17 protein-coding genes are annotated in these 20505 nt (G+C 62.8%); 6 read left to right on the plus strand and 11 right to left on the minus strand.

Annotation, left to right across the window (positions count from 1 at the left end):
* Positions 1-12: 12 nt before the first annotated feature.
* The 5 genes from raiA to mtrA form a co-directional block, all read right to left on the minus strand.
* On the minus strand, positions 13-741 hold the full coding sequence (raiA, locus tag AYX22_RS14360) for a ribosome-associated translation inhibitor RaiA (RefSeq protein WP_207594029.1): 729 nt from the start codon (positions 739-741) through the stop codon (positions 13-15).
* Between the two features lie 188 nt (positions 742-929).
* Positions 930-1988, minus strand: coding sequence for a phosphoribosyltransferase family protein (locus AYX22_RS24365; RefSeq protein ID WP_207594030.1), 1059 nt, complete (start codon positions 1986-1988; stop codon positions 930-932).
* Positions 1989-2069: 81 nt separating this feature from the next.
* The gene (locus tag AYX22_RS14370) at positions 2070-3782 is read right to left on the minus strand and encodes an LpqB family beta-propeller domain-containing protein (RefSeq protein WP_207594031.1); all 1713 of its coding nucleotides are present in this window, start codon (positions 3780-3782) and stop codon (positions 2070-2072) included.
* Between the two features lie 2 nt (positions 3783-3784).
* Positions 3785-5590, minus strand: coding sequence for an MtrAB system histidine kinase MtrB (gene mtrB, locus AYX22_RS14375; protein ID WP_242703639.1), 1806 nt, complete (start codon positions 5588-5590; stop codon positions 3785-3787).
* A gap of 199 nt (positions 5591-5789) precedes the next feature.
* Positions 5790-6464, minus strand: a complete 675-nt coding sequence (gene mtrA, locus AYX22_RS14380) for an MtrAB system response regulator MtrA (protein WP_014922244.1) — start codon at positions 6462-6464, stop codon at positions 5790-5792.
* A 449-nt stretch (positions 6465-6913) separates the two neighbouring features.
* Here mtrA and AYX22_RS14385 point away from each other — a divergent pair, with 449 nt between their 5' ends.
* The 6 genes from AYX22_RS14385 to AYX22_RS14410 all read left to right on the plus strand — a co-directional run bounded on the left by AYX22_RS14385 (position 6914) and on the right by AYX22_RS14410 (position 13194).
* Positions 6914-8029 (plus strand): proline-rich domain-containing protein, encoded by a 1116-nt coding sequence (locus AYX22_RS14385; RefSeq protein ID WP_242703339.1) that lies wholly within the window; start codon positions 6914-6916, stop codon positions 8027-8029.
* Entirely contained in the window at positions 8026-8718 is a 693-nt protein-coding gene (locus tag AYX22_RS14390) for a DUF4129 domain-containing protein (RefSeq protein WP_207594034.1), read from the plus strand. Before AYX22_RS14385 ends, AYX22_RS14390 begins: the two co-directional genes overlap by 4 nt.
* Positions 8715-9917 (plus strand): DUF4350 domain-containing protein, encoded by a 1203-nt coding sequence (locus AYX22_RS14395; RefSeq protein ID WP_207594035.1) that lies wholly within the window; start codon positions 8715-8717, stop codon positions 9915-9917. Before AYX22_RS14390 ends, AYX22_RS14395 begins: the two co-directional genes overlap by 4 nt.
* Positions 9914-11029 (plus strand): MoxR family ATPase, encoded by a 1116-nt coding sequence (locus AYX22_RS14400; protein WP_207594036.1) that lies wholly within the window; start codon positions 9914-9916, stop codon positions 11027-11029. Before AYX22_RS14395 ends, AYX22_RS14400 begins: the two co-directional genes overlap by 4 nt.
* A gap of 122 nt (positions 11030-11151) precedes the next feature.
* Positions 11152-12444, plus strand: coding sequence for a DUF58 domain-containing protein (locus AYX22_RS14405; protein WP_207594037.1), 1293 nt, complete (start codon positions 11152-11154; stop codon positions 12442-12444).
* A 24-nt stretch (positions 12445-12468) separates the two neighbouring features.
* Positions 12469-13194, plus strand: a complete 726-nt coding sequence (locus AYX22_RS14410) for a DUF4166 domain-containing protein (protein WP_207594038.1) — start codon at positions 12469-12471, stop codon at positions 13192-13194.
* 51 nt (positions 13195-13245) lie between these two features.
* Here the strand turns inward: AYX22_RS14410 and AYX22_RS14415 are convergent, their stop codons facing one another.
* From AYX22_RS14415 to AYX22_RS14440, 6 genes are all read right to left on the minus strand, one after another.
* Positions 13246-14280 (minus strand): hypothetical protein, encoded by a 1035-nt coding sequence (locus AYX22_RS14415; protein WP_207594039.1) that lies wholly within the window; start codon positions 14278-14280, stop codon positions 13246-13248.
* Positions 14281-14283: 3 nt separating this feature from the next.
* Complete coding sequence (locus AYX22_RS14420; protein ID WP_207594040.1) at positions 14284-14673, minus strand: chorismate mutase; 390 nt, start codon at positions 14671-14673, stop codon at positions 14284-14286.
* Positions 14674-14798: 125 nt separating this feature from the next.
* Positions 14799-16505 (minus strand): ABC transporter ATP-binding protein, encoded by a 1707-nt coding sequence (locus AYX22_RS14425; protein WP_207594041.1) that lies wholly within the window; start codon positions 16503-16505, stop codon positions 14799-14801.
* A complete protein-coding gene (locus tag AYX22_RS14430) occupies positions 16502-17524 on the minus strand; it encodes an ABC transporter permease (RefSeq protein ID WP_242703340.1) in 1023 nt (340 codons plus the stop codon). Before AYX22_RS14430 ends, AYX22_RS14425 begins: the two co-directional genes overlap by 4 nt.
* A 2-nt stretch (positions 17525-17526) precedes the next feature.
* On the minus strand, positions 17527-18618 hold the full coding sequence (locus tag AYX22_RS14435) for an ABC transporter permease (protein ID WP_207594042.1): 1092 nt from the start codon (positions 18616-18618) through the stop codon (positions 17527-17529).
* Positions 18619-18746: 128 nt separating this feature from the next.
* Complete coding sequence (locus AYX22_RS14440) at positions 18747-20375, minus strand: ABC transporter substrate-binding protein (RefSeq protein ID WP_207594043.1); 1629 nt, start codon at positions 20373-20375, stop codon at positions 18747-18749.
* Positions 20376-20505 lie beyond the last annotated feature (130 nt).

A 20505-nucleotide genomic window follows, 5' to 3' on the forward strand; every position in this document is an offset into this window, starting at 1 on the left:
GGAAAAGTGGGCCTACTTGGCGGTGGACGCCTCATCATCGGAACGGTAAGCGTGGATCTTCTCTTCCACAGCCTCCTCGCCCGGTTCGCAGGTGGAGTCGAGGGTGATTACTCCGTAGGTCCAGCCATTGCGCCTGTAGACAACCGACGGCGCGTTGGTTTCCTTGTCCAGGAAAAGGTAGAAGTTGTGGCCAACGAGTTCCATATTGTCCACAGCGTCATCCAGTGTCAGGGAAGCTGCGGGGAAGACTTTCCGGCGGATCAGGACGGGTGAATCGCCTGCCGGAATATCGTTCTCGATCTCATAAGGAGAACGCTCGTCTGCGGTGGGAACGGATTCCTGGTGGTTGCTCGCCTCGACGTAGAGTGGTTCGCTCGCGCTGGCTGGCTCGAGTGTTGCGGTGGCCTCCCGCACGGCTTTCGGCGTGTGGCGTCCGTGGTGCACCTTTTTCCGGTCTTTCGCACGGCGAAGCCTCTCAAGAAGCTTGTTGTACGCGAGATCGAAGGCAGCGAATTTGTCAGCGGCTGTCGCCTCGGCACGGATGACGGGGCCGCGGCCCAGGACTGTCACTTCTACGGTGAGCTGGCCTGGCGTCTGGCGCGGGTTGGTTTCCTTGGAAACCTTTGCGTCGACTCGCTGGACCTTATCCCCCAGCGATTCAATCTTTGAGATTTTCTCGCCGGCGTATTCGCGAAAGCGGTCAGAAACTGTGAGATTTCGTCCGCTGATCATGAACTCCATGGTGCCCTCCAAATAACTCAGGTGACACGACAACGACGCTGGTGGGGGCTAGTCTGACGGACAGTCGAGCCCCTTTCCGAGCCGCTATCGACAGGTACATCTGTTCTTGGTACCCACAACCGACGTTAGTTCATCGCCACGCGTTATTCATCCTTTAGTCACTTATTTTTTGATTGAGTCTTAAGGACTTAACAGGGATCGCGCCTTGCACTGTTGAAAGCATAGGCTGGTGGCCTCGTGGCCGCGAGGACAACAGCCCCGCAGACCACTCCCCCCGCGGTTTCCACCGCCCTCATCGCTTCTGCAAGGGTGGCCCCGGTAGTGAGGACATCGTCCACGAGAATGCATCTCCTGCCCCTGATCTCTTTGCGAAATCGGCTTCTCACGCGCATGGATCCACGGACCCTGCTGGCCCGCGCACCTCGTCCCAGTCCTTTTTGCCCTGCGCCGGAGCCCCCTGTCCCCTTACCGGCGAGAGAATCGGCGGCCCGGGCAAGCAGGGTCTTGATGGAATCCCTGCTGATGTAGGCTGCCGGCGAACCGCGCCTCTTCTCAAGCGCGTCAAAGCTTGGGCATTCCGGCACCATGCCCCGCATCCGCAGGCAGAAAAGCAACAGGTGCAGCGGACTGAATCCCCGCATTCGGTACGCCCGGCCGCTGGTAGGAATTGGTACGAGGCACAATCCGGATTTGCCTCCGATGGCCCGTTCGACCGCTTTGCCCAGACATGGCGCCAAGACCCCGGCCAAGCGCCACTGGCCGAAGCGTTTGAAGGACAGGAGGCACTGTGCCAGCTCATCACGGTATGGGCCCGCGGCCACCACCCCGATCCTCGCTGTGCCATCCGTCTCCACCAATGCGGGCGATTCCCGTTCCGCGCGGAAGGGTTGGCTGCAGAGTTGGCGGACGCGCTTGGCGCAGCCGCCACATAACACGGTGTCCTCCGCTGAACAGCAGACACAATCCACCGGGACCAGCAGTCCCAGCAGATCGACAGCCGTACCCTGGAGCACCACCAGCAACCGGCCGAGCCCCCGTTGGTCCGGACCACGACGACGGGCCCGTACGGGATCCACCGGGTAGAGGTCCGGGTCGCGTACCCGCAGAGGCGGCCGCCCGCGTGTCCCGATATTGGGTTCGGGAGCAGCACCCTGGTCAGAGCCTCTCCCGACGACGGCGCCTGCCCCAACGACAGAGTCAGTCCCAGTCCCAATGCCTGGCGCTGTCCCCGTATCTGGTCTGATCATGTTGCAAGCCTGCGCGGACGCAGCCCTCGCCGGAAGCCACGTTGCACCCTATGTGGACATCCGGCACGATTTGACGGCAGCCTATCCGGGGAAGGCGGGTTCCGTGGGCCCTTTGAGTTGGAGCTCCCATCCGTTCCCGACCCGTTGGAACACCCCGGCCTCGGACTGCCCATAAATCTGCTCGGAGCCGTTCCCGGCACTGAGACTGGTCAGGCCGTCCCAAGGGGCCAATTGCTGCGGCTCGCCCGATTCGAGCGAAAGCAGCTCAGGAACCACGGTTCCTGTCGCCGATCCGGACATCACAGCCACTGTGGAACTGTTGACCCAGACTCCCTGGTCAGCGGATCCGGTGCTGACCAATGTGATGGGCGATGTGAGGTCCTTGGGCACGCCGTCGGCATTCCGGACTATTCCGGTGATCTGCACCGTTGACTTTCCGTTTGCTGCAGAAATGACCAGCGCCCTGGTCCCTTCCCTGGAAACCCTGAAGTCCTTCACGGTCCGCCCGGACAGCCAGGCAGGGGTGATGGTGACATTGGGAACGGCCATGCCAGGTGCAATGCCCGTCGGTTTGAAGGCCACCACTTCGGCAGCCCCGTTGGCGCCCGGCCCTGCGGTCCATACCCAGTCGTGTGGGCTGAATGATGGCCCCGTGAGCGTGCTCCTGGTAGTCAGCTGGCGCGCGGGCTGCCCGGGTTCGATTGCGTACAGAGTTGTCTTGTCACCATTGAGGAACGCGGCCGTTTGGGACACGGGGGACTCAGCCGGCGAGTGGGGACCCAATCCGGACACGGGTTGTATGTCCGGAAGCGGAGTCATCCGGTTGTTCTCATACCGCACCAAGTCGCCGTTGCTCACGGCAATCTGGCGTGCCGGAACGCTCTTGTCCACTACGGGAGGCAACACGGTGCCGTTGTCCTCAACCCGTACCAGGTCCTGATCCGCCCGCAGTTGGACGTTGATGACATCGGGCTGGTCACGGAAAGTCAATGCCAATTGGTTCTGCATCCTTTGGCGGTCCTCCGCCGAGGCATCAAACAGTTCTTTGGCAGAGAGGTCCACCTGTGCAGATCCGGACACGACCGGAACGGATTCCCGTGCGAGTTTTATGCCGGAAGGAAAGGCGCTGACAACTGCCCCCCGGAGGTACGGAGCAGGGCCGGCCAGCACGGCAGAAGTCATGGACTTGACCGTGTTCTTCTTGATGAACCAACGGTAGTCGGGCACGGCGTAGGTAAATGTGGGGTCGTAGAAGTAGATGGGGAAGGCCCCATAAATCACCTTGAACGTCTCTTCCGGTATGGCCGTCCCGTCGGGCACCTTGGAAATCCGCCATTGGCCTTCCACCTGCTCAAGAGTCAGCGGAATGGTCTCCTTGGTACCCGGCGGGAATTGCGTTGCCACGCCATCGGCATCCACCGAATAGGCGAGGTCCAATTCGTAGAGGTACTCGTTCTCCCCCGCTGCCTTGACTACCTGCGCCTCGCGAAAAACGATGGCTCGCTTGTCTGGTTTCCAGGTGACGGACTGTGCCTGCGTCAGGTACTGGCGGGCAACAGGGTAATCGTCCTCATAACCGCTGCCTGCCATGTAGAAGTCCTCGATCACAGTCTCCGGACTCGAACCCGCGCGCGGGGCCGCCGGAAAGAAGACCGGCGCATTGGGATTGCCTGCTCCCTCATCCTTGCTCTTGCCTACAGGACCGGACCGTGGAATCTGCGCACAGGAAGCCAGCAACACCATCAGCACCGCCAGGACTGCCACAACCGCCCGTGAACGCCGGAGACTTACCATGTTCAGTCCCCCTCCCCGAATGAGCCGTCATCAGCCGCAGCTTTTCCTGCAGCGGAGTGGGACGATTGCGGGGCACTTCCGGACTCTGTACCCAGGATGAGCATGTGCCGCTCACTTGCGGTGCCGGGGAATTCGATGTCAGCAGGTTCAAGCTGAAGCGGTGATTTCACGATGGTGCCACCTTGGCGAAGGGGCAGGGTCAACCGGAAATTGGAACCGGCCCCCTTGCGCCCCCAAGCCTGAAGCCAGCCGTTGTGCAGTTTGGTGTCCTCGGCGGCGATGGAGAGGCCCAAGCCGCTGCCGCCGGTGGTCCGGGCGCGTGCAGGATCTGCACGCCAGAATCGGTCGAAAACCCTTGCAGCCTCTGCCTGGGTCATTCCGATGCCGTGGTCCCTCACGGAGACTGCCACAGCGTCGTGGTTGGCCGCCACGGATATGTGAATCGGTTTGCCTTCTCCATGTTCCAGGGCGTTGAGCAGCAAATTACGGAGGATCCGGTCAATCCTCCGGGAGTCCATTTCCACCACGATGCTCTTTTGCCGGGCGTTCAGCCTAACCTCTGAGCCGTACTCTGCGGCGACAGGCGCGGCGCCGTCCATGACGTGGGAGATGACTTGGAAAATGTCCTGGGGTTCTGCATCCAAAACAGCTGCCCCGGCGTCGAAGCGGGAAATCTCCAGCAGGTCGGAAAGCAACGACTGAAAGCGCTCAACCTGGTGGTAAAGCAGCTCAGCAGACCGTTTGTTCATGGGGTCAAAGTCGTCACGGGCGTCGAAGAGGACCTCGGCAGCCATTCGGACAGTGGTGAGCGGCGTCCGCAGTTCATGCGAGACATCGGAGACAAACCGCTGCTGCATCTGCGACAAAGTGGCCAGTTGGGTGATCTGCTCTTGGAGGCTGGCAGCCATATGGTTGAACGAGGCGCCCAATCTCGCGACCTCGTCCTCGCCCTTGACCACCATGCGCTCCTGGAGCTGTCCTGCCGCAAGCTTTTCGGAGACCACGGCGGCGTGGCTGACAGGACTGACCACATTGCGTGTGACGTACCAGGCGATCGCCCCGATCATGAGGACCAGCGCTGCCCCGCCTGCCCAGAGGACGTTCTGGATTTCGTCCAACGTCTGCTGGGCGGTATTGAGGTCGTAGATGAGGTACAGCTCATAGGACGTGCCATTGAACGTCACCATGTTTCCGACCGCTATGCCGGGGCGGTCCTCATTACCGACGGGGAACTGGGTGGAGGCCCAGAACTGCTGCTTGCCGCCTTCCTGGACGGCCTTCCGCAACTCCGGCGGAATAACCCGGACCGTCAGTTGATCGGATGCACGTGACTCGACCCAGCGGTTGCGGGGCTTGGTCTGTTCAGGTTTCGCTTCAAAGACGTAGCGGCGTTGGATGACCGAACCGCGACCTTCAACGGCGGTCAAGGTGTCGTAAACCAGGGTGATGACGCTGGACTGATCGGTGACCTGCGCGCCGTCGAACGTGTCTTGAACCTGCTTGACGTTGTAGCGCGACTCGGATTCCGCTTGGGCCAGACGTTCCTGGAAAAGGTTGTTCGCGATCTGGTTGGACAGGTAGGCGCCCACGATTGCGAAGGATGTCACCGCCAGCAGCAAGGTGGTGAGGACTGTCCGGAACTCCAGTGAGCGCCGCCAGCGCCGGAGCACTGAGCGCCAGAGGTAGCGAATTCCCGGCCTGATCTGCCGGATGCCGAGGGATACCAGCCGGGAAACCCGAAGAACCAGGATGAGTCCGCGCCGCGTCCAGATCCTCGCCCGGGTAATAATCCACGGCAGGGTCCGCATGCTCCGTACCGGTGGCCCGGAGGACGCCGTTTGCTCCGGGGACGGTGAGGCGGACTCCCCACCGGACGGATCGGGGGACGGGGCAAGCGCCGGTTCGGAGGTCGTTGACTCAGCCGGTGTCATCTGGTGGACACCGGCCCCGTCCTGCCCCTGAGTATCAGGGCCCTCTCCTGCCGCGCCGGTCTTGCCGACCGGGGACTCAGGAACCTGCTTTATATCCGACACCACGCACCGTCAAAACGACCTCGGGCGCCTCCGGGTCGCGTTCAATCTTGGAGCGCAGACGCTGGACGTGGACATTGACCAACCGCGTGTCCGCGGCATGGCGGTAGCCCCAAACCTGCTCGAGGAGGAGTTCGCGGGTAAAGACCTGCCAAGGCTTCCGCGCCAGTGCCACCAGGAGATCGAACTCCAGGGGAGTCAGGGAAATCCGCTCGCCGCCGCGGGTGACCAAGTGGCCGGCGACGTCGATGGTCACGTCGGCAATGCGCAGGGTTTCGGGGGCCTTCTGATCGCCCGGGCGGAGCCGCGCACGAACACGCGCCACAAGCTCGGCGGGCTTAAAGGGCTTGGGCACGTAATCGTCGGCACCGGATTCAAGCCCCCGGACCACGTCGGAAGTATCGGACTTTGCCGTGAGCATGACGATGGGGACGTCGGACTCGCCGCGGATTTGCCGGCACACCTCGATGCCGTCGGAGCCCGGCAGCATGAGGTCCAGGAGCACCAAGTCCGGCTTGGAAGAACGGAAGACCTCCAGGGCCTGGCCGCCATCTGCGCAGAACACCGGCTCGAAGCCATCATTGCGCAAGACGATGCCAATCATCTCTGCGAGCGCTTCGTCGTCGTCAACTACCAGAATGCGTGCCTTCATAGTTATATATTCCCTTATCACCAAGTCTTTGTCCCGTTGGGCACGGCGCACGGCATGGCGCCCCAAGGGCAACTTCCACCGTACTGCACAACAGTGGCGGCCCATCTGCCATGGCTGGCCGGGCGTCAGGCTATGAGGGACGACGGCGGGACTATAGGCTGGGTGCCAAGGTCCGTATGGGGGACGTCGGATGCCGGCGCGCCGGGTCTTATGGGGAGGATATCGTGTCACAGCCAGAGCATGGCCACCATCCATCGCCGGGCAATCAGCCCGGGTGGGGGAACCAGCCGCAGTGGGGCAACCAGCCGCAGTGGGGCGGTCCCCCGGCATGGGCAGCTCCCCAGAGCGGTGGACCATATGGCCAGGGTCAACCGGCACCCGGTTGGCCACCGGTGCCTCCTTATGGACAACCCCTCTACGTCGCTCCCCCCAAGCCGGGCATAATTCCCTTGCGTCCACTGCAATTCGGCGAGATCCTGGATGGTTCGTTCCAGACAATCCGTCGCAATGCCGCTTCCATGTTTGGATCAGCACTGATCGTACAAGCACTCGGTGCGGTGTTCATCGGGATCGTCACAGTGGGCATGTTCCAGCTGTCAATGTCCTTTGAATCCGTCAGCACTGAGGCGGAATTCACCGAAGCCATGGGTCCCTTCCTGGCCATCATGGCCGGCACTTTGGGTGTCTCGGTCCTGATCGGTTTCCTTGGTTCGGTCCTTCAAGGTGTCCTGGTGGTGCCGGTGGCGCGCTCGGTCCTCAACCGGCGCACAGGCTTCAAGCAGATGTGGAAACTTGCCGGCCGAAAGATCTGGCCGCTGCTGGGCGTTGCACTCCTGCTGACACTCGGCGGGCTTTTGGCAGCAACTGCGGTGGTGGGGATTGCGGTGCTGTTGTTCACTGCCATGGGTCCCGGAGCCCTGCTCCTTGTCTTGCCTCTGGGCCTTGGATCGGTAGTGGCCTTCGTCTGGATCGGACTGAAGGTGATGCTGGCCCCCGCCGCGATCGTGGTTGAGCGGACAGGTGTCTACGGCGGACTTCTCAGGTCCTGGCAGCTGACCAGGAACAACTGGTGGCGGATCTTCGGCATCACCCTTGTGGTCGCCATCATGGTGGGCGTCATCGCCCAGATTGTCCAGATCCCGGCTTCCCTGGCAGCGGCGGCCATTGGCGAGGTGGTTACTCCCCACCCGGACGCTGAGTCGGTTGCTTCCACCCTGGTGATCACCACTGTGATTTCTTCAGCGATCGGCGCTCTGGTGGGGTCCGTGACGTTCGCTTTCCAAGCCTCGGTGTTCGCCTTGATCTATATGGATCTGCGGATGCGCCGGGATGGTTTGGACGTTGAGCTGATGCGGCTGATGGAAACCGGCGCCGATCCTGATGGCGTGCCGGGCGGCCCGCCAGCCCAAGCCGGAAACCCGGCGCAACCCGCAAACCCGGCGCAACCCGGATACCCGTCGGCCACCCTCCAAAATCCGCCGACCCAGCCCCAAGCCCCCATGTGGCCGCCGAACGGCGGGCAGTTCCCGTCTGCGCCTCCGTCCGGGCCACGGCCGCCGGCATGACCCTGAGGCTGTTGGATGCATCCACCACCGTGGCTGCCATGGAACCGCCCGTAACGCCGGACCGCGAGGAAGGTCGGCGCTGGGCGGCCGAAGAACTCTCCAAACCCCAATACCCGGACGCCCAACCTCCTTGGCTGGAGCAGTTATGGCGCGATTTCCTCGACTGGTTGTCGTCCTTGGATGGCGACGGGATGGGCCAGGGACCAGACCTTGCTGTTCCACTGATGATCGCTGTGGCGATTGCGATCATCATCGCTGCGGTTGTTGTGGTCCGGCCCAGGTTGAATGCTCGCCGAAAAGCCGCTGCAGTGGACATCTATGGGGATGACGACAGTGTGGATTCGGAAGGCTACCGGAGGCGTGCGGCAACCGCGGCCGACCACGGCAACTACCCGGCCGCCGTCGTCGACCAGTTCCGGGCGCTGGTCCGTTCCGCGGAGGAGCGTGACATCATTGACCCGCGCGCCGGGCGGACAGCTGACGAAGCGGCAGGCCAGCTTGGACAGGTGTTCGGCGCCGCGCAGTTCCGGCTGGATGCAGCCGCCCGCCTTTTTGACGCTGTGCGCTATGGCGAGCAGGGTGCAACAGCGACTGACTACGAGGATGTTCGCGGACTCGATGCCGACCTGCTGGAGATGAAGCCAGACTTTTCCGGACAGGCACACACCGGATTCGCGGTGCCGAAATGACCACATCCATGGCGAAGGACAACATGGTCCAAGGCGAAGCCGCTGCCCTCCAGCAGCCCGCCGGCAAAGGTTTTCGCGTCTGGTTCCGGAAACATCTGGCATGGATCCTCATTGGCGCACTCTTGGCCGGCTTAGTGACCTACTTGGTCGTCTCGAGTGTCTCGGGCGCCAAGGATCCGCGGCCGCTGTCCTCCCGGAATCCGGCCCCGGATGGCGCCATGGCCTTGGCCGAAATACTGGGGCGCCACGGCGTGGCAGTGACAGCTACGGACACCCTGGCGGAGACCATGGATGCCTTGGCCGACCGGGATAACGCCACGGTCCTCCTCTACGACCCCCGCGGCTTCCTCGACCGGGCACAGTTGGAAGGCATCACCGATGCCGCGGACCACGTGGTGCTGGTCAGTCCGCGCCTCAGGACCCTCAACGCACTGGAGCAGGACTTCAGGCCCGGCGGCGTGGTTCCTGAATCAGCGAAGAGTCTCGAACCCCGCTGCGACCAGGACGATGCCGCAGCGGCGGGCACGGTCTCGGCCCAGGGCTTCATCTATTCAGGACCCGTAGTTTGCTACCCAGCCGCGGGGACGGCCTCGGGTCTCTATGCGGCATCCGGCGACGGCCGGGTGGTGGTCCTTGGCAGTACGGATGTGGTTGACAACCAGCACCTCGCCTCAGAGGGCAACGCAGCCCTCGCGCTCCGCACCTTGGGCAAGGATCAAAACCTTGTCTGGTACTTGCCCGGAGTTGGTGACCTCAGCGCGACGGATTCAACACCTACCCTGAACGAGTTGGCGCCCCGGTGGTTGGCGTTTGTGGGGCCGTGGCTGGGATTCGTGGCGCTCCTGGCCATTGTTTGGCGGGGTCGACGCCTTGGCCCGCTGGTTTTTGAGCCGCTCCCCGTTGTGGTGAAGGCTGCTGAGACCGCAGAAGGCAGGGCGCGTCTCTATCAGGACTCACGGGCAGTGGGGCGCGCGGCCGAGAATCTCCGGGCGGGCACGTTGGCCCGCTTGGCGCGGCACTTCAACCTCGGGGCGGATGCCACCCCGGAGGCAATTGGGGACGCCTCAGCCAGACATGTGGAGCGGCCCGCTTCAGAAGTCAGGTCGGTGCTGCTCGATATCCGGCCGGAGAACGAAGGACAACTGGTGCAATGGGCACAACAGATCGAACGAATCGAACAGGAGGCGACCGCCCGATGAGCAGCCAGCCGAACAGCTACACAGACAGCAACAGCCAACCCACCGGTGGTGTCCCGCCCCAGCAGGATGTCCGCCACCAGGATGTGCCCCACCAGGGCTTGCCGCAGCAGGCTGTGTCGCAAGGAGGCGATCCCTCAGGGAACGGGCACCGCTCTGCGCCGGAGGACCCCGCCCGGCAGTCGCTGCTGAACGTCCGCGCCGAAGTGGGCAAAGCCGTAGTAGGCCAGGATCCTACCGTCACCGGTATGCTTATTGCGCTGCTCTGCGGGGGCCACGTCCTCTTGGAGGGTGTCCCAGGCGTGGCCAAGACCCTGTTGGTGAGGGCGTTGTCCACGGCTTTGAGCCTGGATACCAAACGTGTCCAGTTCACCCCCGACCTCATGCCGGGTGACGTCACAGGATCGTTGGTCTATGATTCCCACACGTCGGAGTTCACTTTCCGCGAAGGCCCAGTCTTCACCAACATCATGCTCGCGGATGAAATCAACCGTACCCCTCCAAAGACCCAGGCGTCCCTCCTGGAAGCCATGGAAGAGCGCCAGGTTTCCGTGGATGGCGTCTCCCGCCCGCTACCGAGCCCGTTCATCGTGGCGGCGACGCAGAACCCAGTGGAGTATGAAGGCACATATCCCCTCCCCGAGGCTCAACTTGACCGGTTCCTCCTCAAACTGACCATGCCTTTGCCCGGAAGGGCCGAGGAAATCGAGGTCATCCGGCGCCACGCAAGCGGCTTCGATCCGAGGAACCTTGCCGCAGCCGGTGTGCGTCCGGTGGCCGGCGCCGCTGAGCTTTCCGCCGCCCAGGCCGCAGTAGCCCACGTAGCAGTGGCCCCGGAAATCCTGGCGTACATCGTTGACGTTGTCCGTGCCACCAGGTCCGCGCCGTCCTTCCACCTCGGGGTCTCCCCCCGTGGTGCCACAGCGCTGCTCAATACGTCCAAGGCCTGGGCCTGGTTGTCCGGTCGGACTTTTGTCACCCCGGACGACGTCAAGGCTTTGTCTTTGCCATGCCTGCGGCACCGCGTTGGCCTTCGACCGGAAGCCCAGATGGACGGCATCCAGGTGGATGATGTCCTCGGCAGTATCCTGGCGTCCGTTCCGGTGCCGCGGTGAGTTCGGGCTTGCAGGTTGGTTCGGGCTTGCAGGTGGGTTCGGGCTTGCAGGTGAGTTCGGGCTTGCAGGTGGGTTCGGGCGCACGGATGACTTCCGACGCGCGCTTGACCGAGGCGGCCTGAATGGCCATTACGGGTCGATTCGTGGTCATTGCCTTGGCCGGCCTCATTCCGCTGGTGCTGTTTCCGACTTGGAGCACAGTCCTGTTCGTTACCGTGGGTTTGTTGCTGTTGCTGGTCCTTGACCTGCTCCTGGCTGCGTCACCGGCACGTCTCGGCTTGGAGCGCCAGCACCCGGGAAACGTGACGCTGCAGGGCCAGGTGGAGACTGTGGTGACAGTTGCCAACCCCACCCGGCGGACGCTGCGGGCGAAAGTCAGGGATGCATGGCAGCCTTCTGCCGGCGCCATCGACAATGTTCAATCCGTGGTTGTCCCCCCGGGCGAGCGGCGACGCATGAGGGTGGCCTTGGTTCCCCGGCGCCGCGGTGACCTGGACAGCCCTCATGTCACCATCAGGTCCCAAGGGCCACTCGGCCTGGCAGCCAGGCAGCGCACGCGTGTGCTTCCCGGACATCTGAGGGTCCTGCCCCCTTTCCACTCCAAGCGCCATCTGCCGTCCAAGCTCCGAAAGCTCCGGGAACTGGACGGCAGGGCCGCCGTACAGATCCGTGGAGCCGGAACGGAATTCGATTCCCTTCGCGATTACGTGCGCGGTGATGACGTCCGCTCCATCGACTGGCGGGCTACAGCGCGCCGCACCTCCGTGGTGGTGCGCACCTGGCGCCCCGAACGCGACAGGCGTGTGGTCATTGTCCTGGATACATCCCGCACCGCTGCCGCCCGAATCGAGGACGAACCCCGCCTCGATACCGGCATTGAAGCGGCGTTGCTCCTTTCCGTGCTGGCCGAACGCGGAGGGGACCGCGTTGACTTCCTCGCGTACGACCGCAGGTTGCGTGCCAGGGTCGAGTCGGCATCCAAAAGCAACTTGCTGGGCCAGCTGGTCCAGGCCATGGCCCCGTTGGAGGCAGAACTGATCGAGCTGGACTGGCAGCAGATTCCTGGACAGGTGAGGGCGGTCTCGGCGCACCGATCGCTGGTGGTGCTGTTGACAGCGCTCGACGGCGGCGCCCCCGAAGAGGGCCTGCTCCCCACGGTGGCGCAATTGTCCCGCCAACATGTGGTGGTGGTGGCATCGGTCAGGGATCCCCTGCTCGCGGCCATGAAGGAGGAAAGGACTACGGCAAGCCAGGTATTCCGGGCCGCGGCGGCTGAACGCGCCCTGTTGGAACGTGCTGCGGTCACGGCCCAGCTCCGGCAGCTGGGCGCCGAAGTGGTGGATGCCGAACCACTTGACGTCCCACCCCTGCTTGCTGACACCTATATCCGGCTCAAAGCGGCCGGCAGACTCTAGTTCCCACCTCCAGAAAGGACTGCCATGAATGCGCCCATTTACCAGCTGGCACTCGGCGATGACTTCACCAAGCTGGCTCCCGAGCTTCAGGATTACTTTTCGCTGTCAGCAGGTTCCGGATTCTACGGGATAGGCGAAGGCGTCTTTGATGTGGTGGGCTGCCGGCAAAAATGGTTGCGGCCCCTGCTTGCCCTCACGGGCAGTGAGGAAGCATTCTTTCCTGAATACGGCGAAGGCATCCGGTTCCGGATCGAGAACCACGCTCATGTGGATCCCTTTGGACGCCCAGCCCTTACAGCACGGCGGGAGATCTACTTCCCCTCAAAGACGCGGCTGTTCCACGATACGACGAGTGCCATAGTGTCCGGTCCCGGACAGGGCAGCAACAAGCAGCGGGCCCGCCTGGTGGACCACGTGGGACGGTATCGGCGGCTGGTGACGGATCTGGATGTCAGCGTCACCGCCGAGGGCAGGCTTCGTGGTGTTTCCAAAGCGAGCCGACTGCTTCTGGGGCCTTTGCGGATTCCATTGCCGGCTGCCTTGGACGCACGTGCTTACGCCGAGCAATGGTGGGACAGCTCCGAGGGCAAACACCGTATCCAGGTCAAGGTCATCCAGCCGCAGATTGGGTTGGTACTGGTCTATGCCGGACGCTTCGATTACCGGTTGGCTCCGTATCTGCCGGGAGCCGCCCCTGGTACGACCCTCCCGCGCTACGCAGAACCGGAGCGCTGGCAACAGCGGATCTGACGGGCCGCCCAGCGCCGGGCGGCCCCTCAGGCCTCTGCCAAGTGATGCCCGTCAGCCTTGCGCCATTTGGTCCAGTCCGTCGGCCACTTGGGTGAGTTTCGTCAATACGTCCATGGCCGCCGAAGGCGTGTAACCGGCAAGTCCCGTGGACGGGGTGACGCGCAGTCCAGCCAGGCCCGCTGCGGGCAGGCCAAGCTGGCGCCACGGCTTCCAGATACTCTCCACGATGTCCGAAGTCCGCGGCAGCTGGGCCTGCGGATCGTGGGTGGGCAGCGCACCGGCCCAAACACGCTTGCCGCTTTCCACGGCGGCGGCCAGCTGTTCCCACTGGCGCATGGTCAGCGCCCTCAGGGGGACGGCCAGGCCGTCTGCTCCAGCAGCCAGAATCCGTTCGATCGGCGCTTCGATCTCCGGCACGGACACCACGGCCTCGACGACGCCAGCCGCCTTAAGTGCCTCGATCACCAACCGCCAGGCCCCTGTGACCTCTTCACCGGAAACCGACCGCAGCGTTCTGTAACCGCTTGCAGTGGGGATGGTCCCGGCCATGACAGAGGCGATGTCCGGCTCGTCCACCTGGACCACAATGCCAGCGCCCGGCACTGCTCCGGAGACCCGGCGGATGTGCTCTCCCACGCCGGCGGCCAGGGACTCAGCAATGTCGCGGCGGGCGCCGTAGTCAAGCAGCGCGCGTTCTCCATTGTGCAGGTACAGATTGGCAGCAAGTGTCAGGGGACCCAATATCCGGATCTTGAACTCAGACGCGGAGACGTCCTCGGCTCCGGCTACGTCGGCCAGGATATTGATGTCCGTGGACAGTGCAGATCGTGCACGCTGGGCGTCCTTCCCAGGCCGGTCCACAAGCCGCCACCCGTGTGGCTGGACGTCGAGGGCCAGGTCCAGCAGCAGGGAGCCCGAACGGCCCACGGCGTCCGAGCCTACTCCGCGGTCCGGAAGTTCGGGCAGGAATGGAAGGTGGGGGTCACCGAGCTCGCCGCGGATGATCCGGCTTGCCTCGGCGGGATCGGTGCCTGGCCACGGTCCCAGAGCAGTTGCGCTGGCGCGCAGGTCATTCACTGGTGCCATGGATCAAGCCTGCCGGCTGGAAATCTGGTGATCCTCGGCAATTGCCTCGTGGTGGCGGATCACTTCGCTGATGATGAAGTTCAGGAATTTCTCTGCGAACGCTGGATCCAGATGGGCATCTTCGGCGAGACGGCGGAGGCGGGCAATCTGTGCCGACTCCCGGCCCGGGTCTCCGGCTGGAAGCTTGTGCGTTGCTTTGAGGATGCCTACCTTTTGGGTGGCTTTGAAACGCTCAGCGAGCAGGAAAACAAGGGTGGCGTCGATGTTGTCGATGCTGGACCGGATGGACAGCAACTCATCCATGACGGCGCGGTCCACTTGGCCGGCCAGGGAACTCGCTGCCGGGTTGAAGGAATCGGCGTCATCGGGAAGGGCATTGTTCTGCTCGGTCATGCACCCCAGTCTATGGTGCTTGCCGGTAGCGCCGCGGGTGTTACCTTCCCGTCCGGACACCAGGAAAGGCACGCCCCTGGCCACGGAACGTGCCTTTCCTTCCTTCCGGAATTCAGTTGCCTGGCCTAGCCGCCCAGCAGCGCCCGGTGGGCTTCCCGCCGTCGTGCTTGTTCGTCCGGGTCCGGCACCGGCAGGGACGCGATGAGCCTCTTGGTGTAATCGTGCTGCGGTGATCCCATCACGTGGTTGCCGATCCCCTGTTCCACCAGTTGGCCCTTGTAGAGCACGCCCACCCAGTGCGACAACATATCCACGACGGCGAGGTCGTGGCTGATGAAGAGCGCCGCAAAGCCGAACTGCTCCTGGATGTCCTTGAACAGGTCCAGGACTTTCGCCTGCACCGAAACGTCCAGGGCGGACGTCGGTTCGTCGGCGATCAGGAGACGCGGGTTCAGCGCCAGCGACCTCGCCAGGGAAGCGCGCTGCCGCTGTCCGCCGGACAGCTCGTGCGGATAGCGTTGCGCGTACGACGCCGGCAGCTGGACTGACTCGAGCAGCTCGCCGACCTTTTTCCTCGCCTCAGCCGCGCTCGGTTTGGTGTGGATCATCAAGGGCTCGGCGACGCACTCACCGATGGTGAGATGTGGGTTGAACGAGGCAGCCGGGTCCTGGAAGACGAAGCCGATCTCTTTTCGGAGAGGGCGGAAGGAGCGTTCCTTGAAGTCCAGCATCTCGTAGCCAAGTACCTTCAAGCTGCCACCCGTCACGCGGTTCAGGCCCGCAATGGCCCGGCCGATGGTGGACTTGCCGGAACCGGATTCGCCTACCAGGCCAAAGACCTCGTTCTCCGAGACCGTAAAGCTGACGTTGTCCACTGCCTTGAATCCATGCCTGCCGAAACGGCCGGGATACTCGATGGTGAGGTTCTTCGCCTCCACCAGGACCTTGCCGTCCTGATGAAGCCGGGCCCGGGCACCTTCGGAGGCTGAATGGCGTCCCAGATGCGGAACGGCGGCCAGCAGCTTCTTGGTGTAGTCCTCCCGGGGTTCCGCGAAGAGGACCCTGGAAGGGGCCTCCTCCACTACGTCTCCCTGGTACATGACCACGACCCGGTCCGCCAGGTCGGCCACCACGCCCATGTTGTGGGTGATCAGGACAATCGAGGTGCCATAGTTGTCCCGCAAATCCCGGAGGAGTTGCAGGATTTCCGCCTGCACGGTGACGTCCAGGGCAGTGGTCGGCTCGTCGGCCACGATCAGGCCCGGGTTCAGGGCAAGCGCGGCCGCGATGACAACACGTTGTTTCTGGCCGCCGGAGAACTGATGCGGATAATAGTTGACCCGTGTTTCAGGGTCCGGGATGCCCACCTTGCGCAATGCCTCGGTGGCCCGCTGTTTGGCCTCCTTGGCCGTGACGTGTTTGCCGTCCGTCGCGTGTGCCCGGATGCCTTCGGCGATCTGCCAGCCGACAGTAAAGACCGGATTCAACGCGGTGGACGGCTCCTGGAACACCATGGCAACATCCCGGCCACGGATCTTGCGAAGCGTGGATTTGCTGACGCTGATTACATTGTTGCCGTTGATCAGCACAGCCCCGGAACTGATGGCCGTTTCAGGAAGCAGGCCCAGTATGGTCTTGGCGGTCACGGTCTTGCCGGATCCCGACTCCCCCACGATCGCAACTACCTCGCCGGCTTTCACGTCAAGGCTGACATCCTTGACGGCGTGGACGTCCCCGCCGTCGGTGGCGAAGGTGACCTGGAGCCGGTCGATGGTGAGGACGGGCTGGCCGCTGCCGGCCTGGTCCGAAACGTGTCCAAGGTTGGTTGTCATGGCTTACCTGTTTCTGCCGGCGCAGACGCCGCTGTTGGTGCTGCGGGGGTTGCCGGGGTTGGTGCTGCCGGCGTCCCGCCCGCACGCTTGCGTCCACGGATCCGGGGGTCGTTGAGGTCGTTAATGCTTTCGCCAACCAACGTAAGGCCCAAGACGGTGAGCACAATGGCGATGCCCGGGAAGACACCGGTCCACCAAATCCCGGACGAGGTATCAGCCAGCGCCTTATTCAGGTCAAACCCCCATTCAGCAGCAGAGGTTGGTTCAATGCCGAAGCCCAGGAAGCCCAGCCCCGCGAGGGTGAGGATCGCCTCGGATGCGTTGAGGGTGAACATGAGCGGCAGGGTCCGCGTGGCGTTCTTGAAGATGTGACGCCCGATGATGCGCATGCTGGAAGCTCCCAGCACCTTGGCCGACTCGACGAACGGTTCAGCTTTCAGACGGATGGTCTCAGCCCGGATCACCCTGAAGTATTGCGGCACGAAGACCACCGTGATGGAGAAAGCGCAGGAGAAGATGCCACCCCAGAAGCTGGACTGGCCCCGGCTGATGACGATCGAGATGACGATGGCAAGGAGCAAGGTGGGGAACGCATAGATGGCATCTGCCACCACCACCAGGATCCGGTCCAGCCAGCCGCCGAAGTAGCCGCTGAGCAAGCCCAGGGCAACGCCGAGGAAAATCGACATGGCGACTGACACAACAATGACTGTGACAGCGGTCTGGGATCCCCAGACAACACGGGACAGGACGTCATAGCCGCTGACGGTGGTCCCGAGCAGGTGCTTGGCTCCTGGAGCTTCCTGGGTGGGGAAGGAACCGGAAGCATCGCTGAGCTGCGAGTAGCCGTAGGGGGCAAGCAGTGGCGCGAAGATACTGGTGAAGATCAGTAGTCCGGTCAGGACGAGGCCCACTATCAACATGCCGCGTTGGAGGCCAACGCTCTTCTTGTAATGGGACACGACGGGCAGCCTGGAGAAGAACGGCTGCTTGGGTGCGGTCAGTGCAGGAATGCTCATGGTCAGTACCTCACTCGGGGGTCAATGAGCGCGGCAATGATGTCCACGATGAAGTTGGTGACGGCCACAATGATGGCCAACAGCACAACTATTCCCTGGACGGCCACAAAGTCGCGGGCATTGAGGTACTGCACCAACTGGTACCCCAGCCCCTTCCATTCAAAGGTGGTTTCCGTCAGGATGGCGCCGCCCAGCATGAGGGCAATCTGCAGGCCCATCACGGTAATGATGGGAATCAACGCCGGCTTGTAAGCGTGCTTGGTCACCAACCGGAACTCGCTGACACCCCTGGAACGCCCGGCCTCGACGTAGTCCTTACCCAGTGTGCCGATGACGTTGGTGCGTACCAGGCGCAGGAAGACGCCTGCGGTGAGCAGGCCGAGGGCAAGGGCAGGGAGGACCGCATGGGAAGCGATGTCGCCCAGGGCCGTGAAGTTGCCGCTGCGGAGCGCGTCCAGCCAGTAGATACCTGATGGTGCGGCCAGGCCGCTCATGGTCAATTCCGTTCGGGTGGAGGCACGGCCTGCCACCGGGAACCATCCGAGCCACACTGAGAACGTGAGCTTGAGGAGCAGGCCTGCGAAAAAGACCGGCGTGGCATAACAAAGGATCGCAAAGAACCTCAGCAGCGCATCCGGAGTCTTATCCCGGTGCTGGGCCGCGATAAGACCGAGGGGGATACCCACCAGGAGCGCCACGATCAATGCGTTGATGGAAAGTTCAAGAGTGGCTGCCCCGAAAGTGGTCAATACTTCCACCACGGGACGCCGGTCCGTAATGGTGGTGCCGAAATTGCCCGTGAGGAGTTGGCCGATGTATTCGAAGTACTGGATCAGAATGGGGCGGTCGTAGCCGGCATCGTGGATGCGCTGGGCCAGGACATCCGGAGGAAGCCGGCCACCTTGTGATGCCGTGATGGGATCTCCAATGACCCTCATCAGGAAGAACACCAGTGTCACGAGGATGAAGACAGTGGGGATGATCAGGAAGAACCGGATCACGATGTACCTGCCCAGCCCTCCCCCGGCTTTCGACTTGCTCTTCGGAGCGACGATCCCGGGATCGGCCTCGGGTACTTCAATATGTGTTGTCATTATTACCTGTATTTCCTGCCCGTGGATTGCGCGGGATTGGCTCATGCGTGCCGGCCAAGGTGGTGGTCAGCAAAGGAGGCGGGACACCGGATCAGTGTCCCGCCTGCCTTCTGGTCTCAGTGGTGCAGTTACTTGGAAATGACACCCAGACGGAACTTGAAGGACGGATCCAGCGTCTTGTCGACGCCGTTCACGCCACTTCCGACCACAGCCACCTGTGCACCCTGGAGCAGGGGCAGCGTGGAAATGTCCTTGGCGAGCGCATTCTGGACTTCCTTGATGGTCGACTCGCGGCTGGTCTTGTCCGCATCAGTGAGCTGCTTGCTGATCAGTTCGTTCACCGTGGCGTTGTTGTAGTGGTTCTTCAGGAAGCCACCCTCAGGGAAGAACGGCGTCAGGTAGTTATCGGCATCGCTGAAGTCCGGGAACCAGCCGAATTGGAACAACGGGTATTCATCGGCACGGCTGGCCTTGCTGTAGGTGACCCACTCGGTGGACTGCAGGTTCACTGTGAAGAGGCCGGACTTCTCCAACTGCTCCTTGACCATGGCGTACTCGTCACCTGAGGATCCGCCGTAGTGGTCCGGGTTGTACTGGAGGTTCAGGGCCACGGGTTCGGTGATCCCGGCATCGGCCAGGACTTTCTTGGCCTTGTCCAGGCTGGGCTTGCCGGCATCACCATAAGCGTCCTTGAACGACTCGTTGGCACCGAGGAATCCACTCGGAACGTTGGAGTACAACGGCAGGTAGGTGCCCTTGTAAACCTGGTCGGCAATGGCCTGGCGGTCAACGAGGTTGGCCACGGCCTGGCGTACTGCGAGCGCCTTGGCCGGGTCCGCCCCCGCAGCCTTGGTTCCGTACGGCATGGTGTCGAAGTTGAACGTGATGTAGCGGATTTCGCCACCCGGGCCCGTGAGTACCTTGACCTTGGAGTCCTTGCGGAGATCGTCGATGTCCGTCGCGCTCAGGCTGCGGAAGGCAACGTCAATGGCTCCCTGTTGGATTTCCAGCTTCAGGTTGGTGGGGCTTGCGTAGTACTTGATGGTGGCTGCGTCGTTTGCGGGCTTGCCCAGGACGCCTTGGTAGTCGGCGAAGGCCTTGAAACTGACGAGCTCATTCTTCTTGTAGCTGTCAATGGTGTACTGGCCGTGGAACGCGTTGGCCTTGATGATCTCGTCGTCAGAAAGCACTTTGTCCGCCGGGAAGACTTCGTCGTCGACGATCGGCGCGGCAGGGCTGCTGAGGATCTGGCTGAACGTTTGGTCGTTGGCGTTCTTGAGCTTGAACACCACGGTGGTGGCGTCGGGCGCCGTGACGCTCTCGATGTTGGTCAGCAACGACGCCGGACCAGCGGGGTCATTGATCGCCACCTGGCGGTCAAACGAGAACTTGACGTCCTTGGAGTCCAAGGTGTGGCCATTGGCCCACTTCAATCCGGACTTGAGCTTGACCGTGTACTCGGACGGCGTCGTGAACGACGACGATTCCGCGAGGTCGGGCACGGGTTCCGCGCCGCCGGGCTTGGAATTCAAGAGGAAGGAATAGATCTGGTTCATCACCATGAACGAACCGTTGTCATAGGATCCAGCGGGGTCCAGTGACGTGACCTTGTCTGTGGTGCCGTAGGCGATGGGGCCTGCAGCAGCCGGTGCGGACGATGAGCCGCCGCCGGAGGGTCCCGTGCATGCCGTCAGGGCGAGCGCGGAAATGCCCGCCAGCGCGATAGCGCCGTGCAGGGCCTTCTTATTCAGTGCCATCTGATGAACCTTCTGTTCGATGGATTCGGCGCGCCGCCGTGGGATATTTGTGACGGCGCACACTCTTAGTGCCTCGATTCAACCAGACTTCGCAGGCCGCGAACCGTCATTTTAGTGATTTGAGACACAA

Source organism: Arthrobacter sp. D5-1 (assembly GCF_017357425.1).
Taxonomy (GTDB): domain Bacteria; phylum Actinomycetota; class Actinomycetes; order Actinomycetales; family Micrococcaceae; genus Arthrobacter.

What these genes read in the sequence shown, in the direction of transcription:
- raiA (WP_207594029.1), bottom strand. Translation starts at nt 741, where the DNA reads ATGGAGTTCATGATCAGCGGACGAAATCTCACAGTTTCTGACCGCTTT.
- AYX22_RS24365 (WP_207594030.1), bottom strand. Translation starts at nt 1,988, where the DNA reads ATGATCAGACCAGATACGGGGACAGCGCCAGGCATTGGGACTGGGACT.
- AYX22_RS14370 (WP_207594031.1), bottom strand. Translation starts at nt 3,782, where the DNA reads ATGGTAAGTCTCCGGCGTTCACGGGCGGTTGTGGCAGTCCTGGCGGTG.
- mtrB (WP_242703639.1), bottom strand. Translation starts at nt 5,590, where the DNA reads ATGCGGACCCTGCCGTGGATTATTACCCGGGCGAGGATCTGGACGCGG.
- mtrA (WP_014922244.1), bottom strand. Translation starts at nt 6,464, where the DNA reads ATGAAGGCACGCATTCTGGTAGTTGACGACGACGAAGCGCTCGCAGAG.
- AYX22_RS14390 (WP_207594034.1), top strand. Translation starts at nt 8,026, where the DNA reads ATGACCCTGAGGCTGTTGGATGCATCCACCACCGTGGCTGCCATGGAA.
- AYX22_RS14395 (WP_207594035.1), top strand. Translation starts at nt 8,715, where the DNA reads ATGACCACATCCATGGCGAAGGACAACATGGTCCAAGGCGAAGCCGCT.
- AYX22_RS14400 (WP_207594036.1), top strand. Translation starts at nt 9,914, where the DNA reads ATGAGCAGCCAGCCGAACAGCTACACAGACAGCAACAGCCAACCCACC.
- AYX22_RS14405 (WP_207594037.1), top strand. Translation starts at nt 11,152, where the DNA reads ATGGCCATTACGGGTCGATTCGTGGTCATTGCCTTGGCCGGCCTCATT.
- AYX22_RS14410 (WP_207594038.1), top strand. Translation starts at nt 12,469, where the DNA reads ATGAATGCGCCCATTTACCAGCTGGCACTCGGCGATGACTTCACCAAG.
- AYX22_RS14415 (WP_207594039.1), bottom strand. Translation starts at nt 14,280, where the DNA reads ATGGCACCAGTGAATGACCTGCGCGCCAGCGCAACTGCTCTGGGACCG.
- AYX22_RS14420 (WP_207594040.1), bottom strand. Translation starts at nt 14,673, where the DNA reads ATGACCGAGCAGAACAATGCCCTTCCCGATGACGCCGATTCCTTCAAC.
- AYX22_RS14425 (WP_207594041.1), bottom strand. Translation starts at nt 16,505, where the DNA reads ATGACAACCAACCTTGGACACGTTTCGGACCAGGCCGGCAGCGGCCAG.
- AYX22_RS14430 (WP_242703340.1), bottom strand. Translation starts at nt 17,524, where the DNA reads ATGAGCATTCCTGCACTGACCGCACCCAAGCAGCCGTTCTTCTCCAGG.
- AYX22_RS14435 (WP_207594042.1), bottom strand. Translation starts at nt 18,618, where the DNA reads ATGACAACACATATTGAAGTACCCGAGGCCGATCCCGGGATCGTCGCT.
- AYX22_RS14440 (WP_207594043.1), bottom strand. Translation starts at nt 20,375, where the DNA reads ATGGCACTGAATAAGAAGGCCCTGCACGGCGCTATCGCGCTGGCGGGC.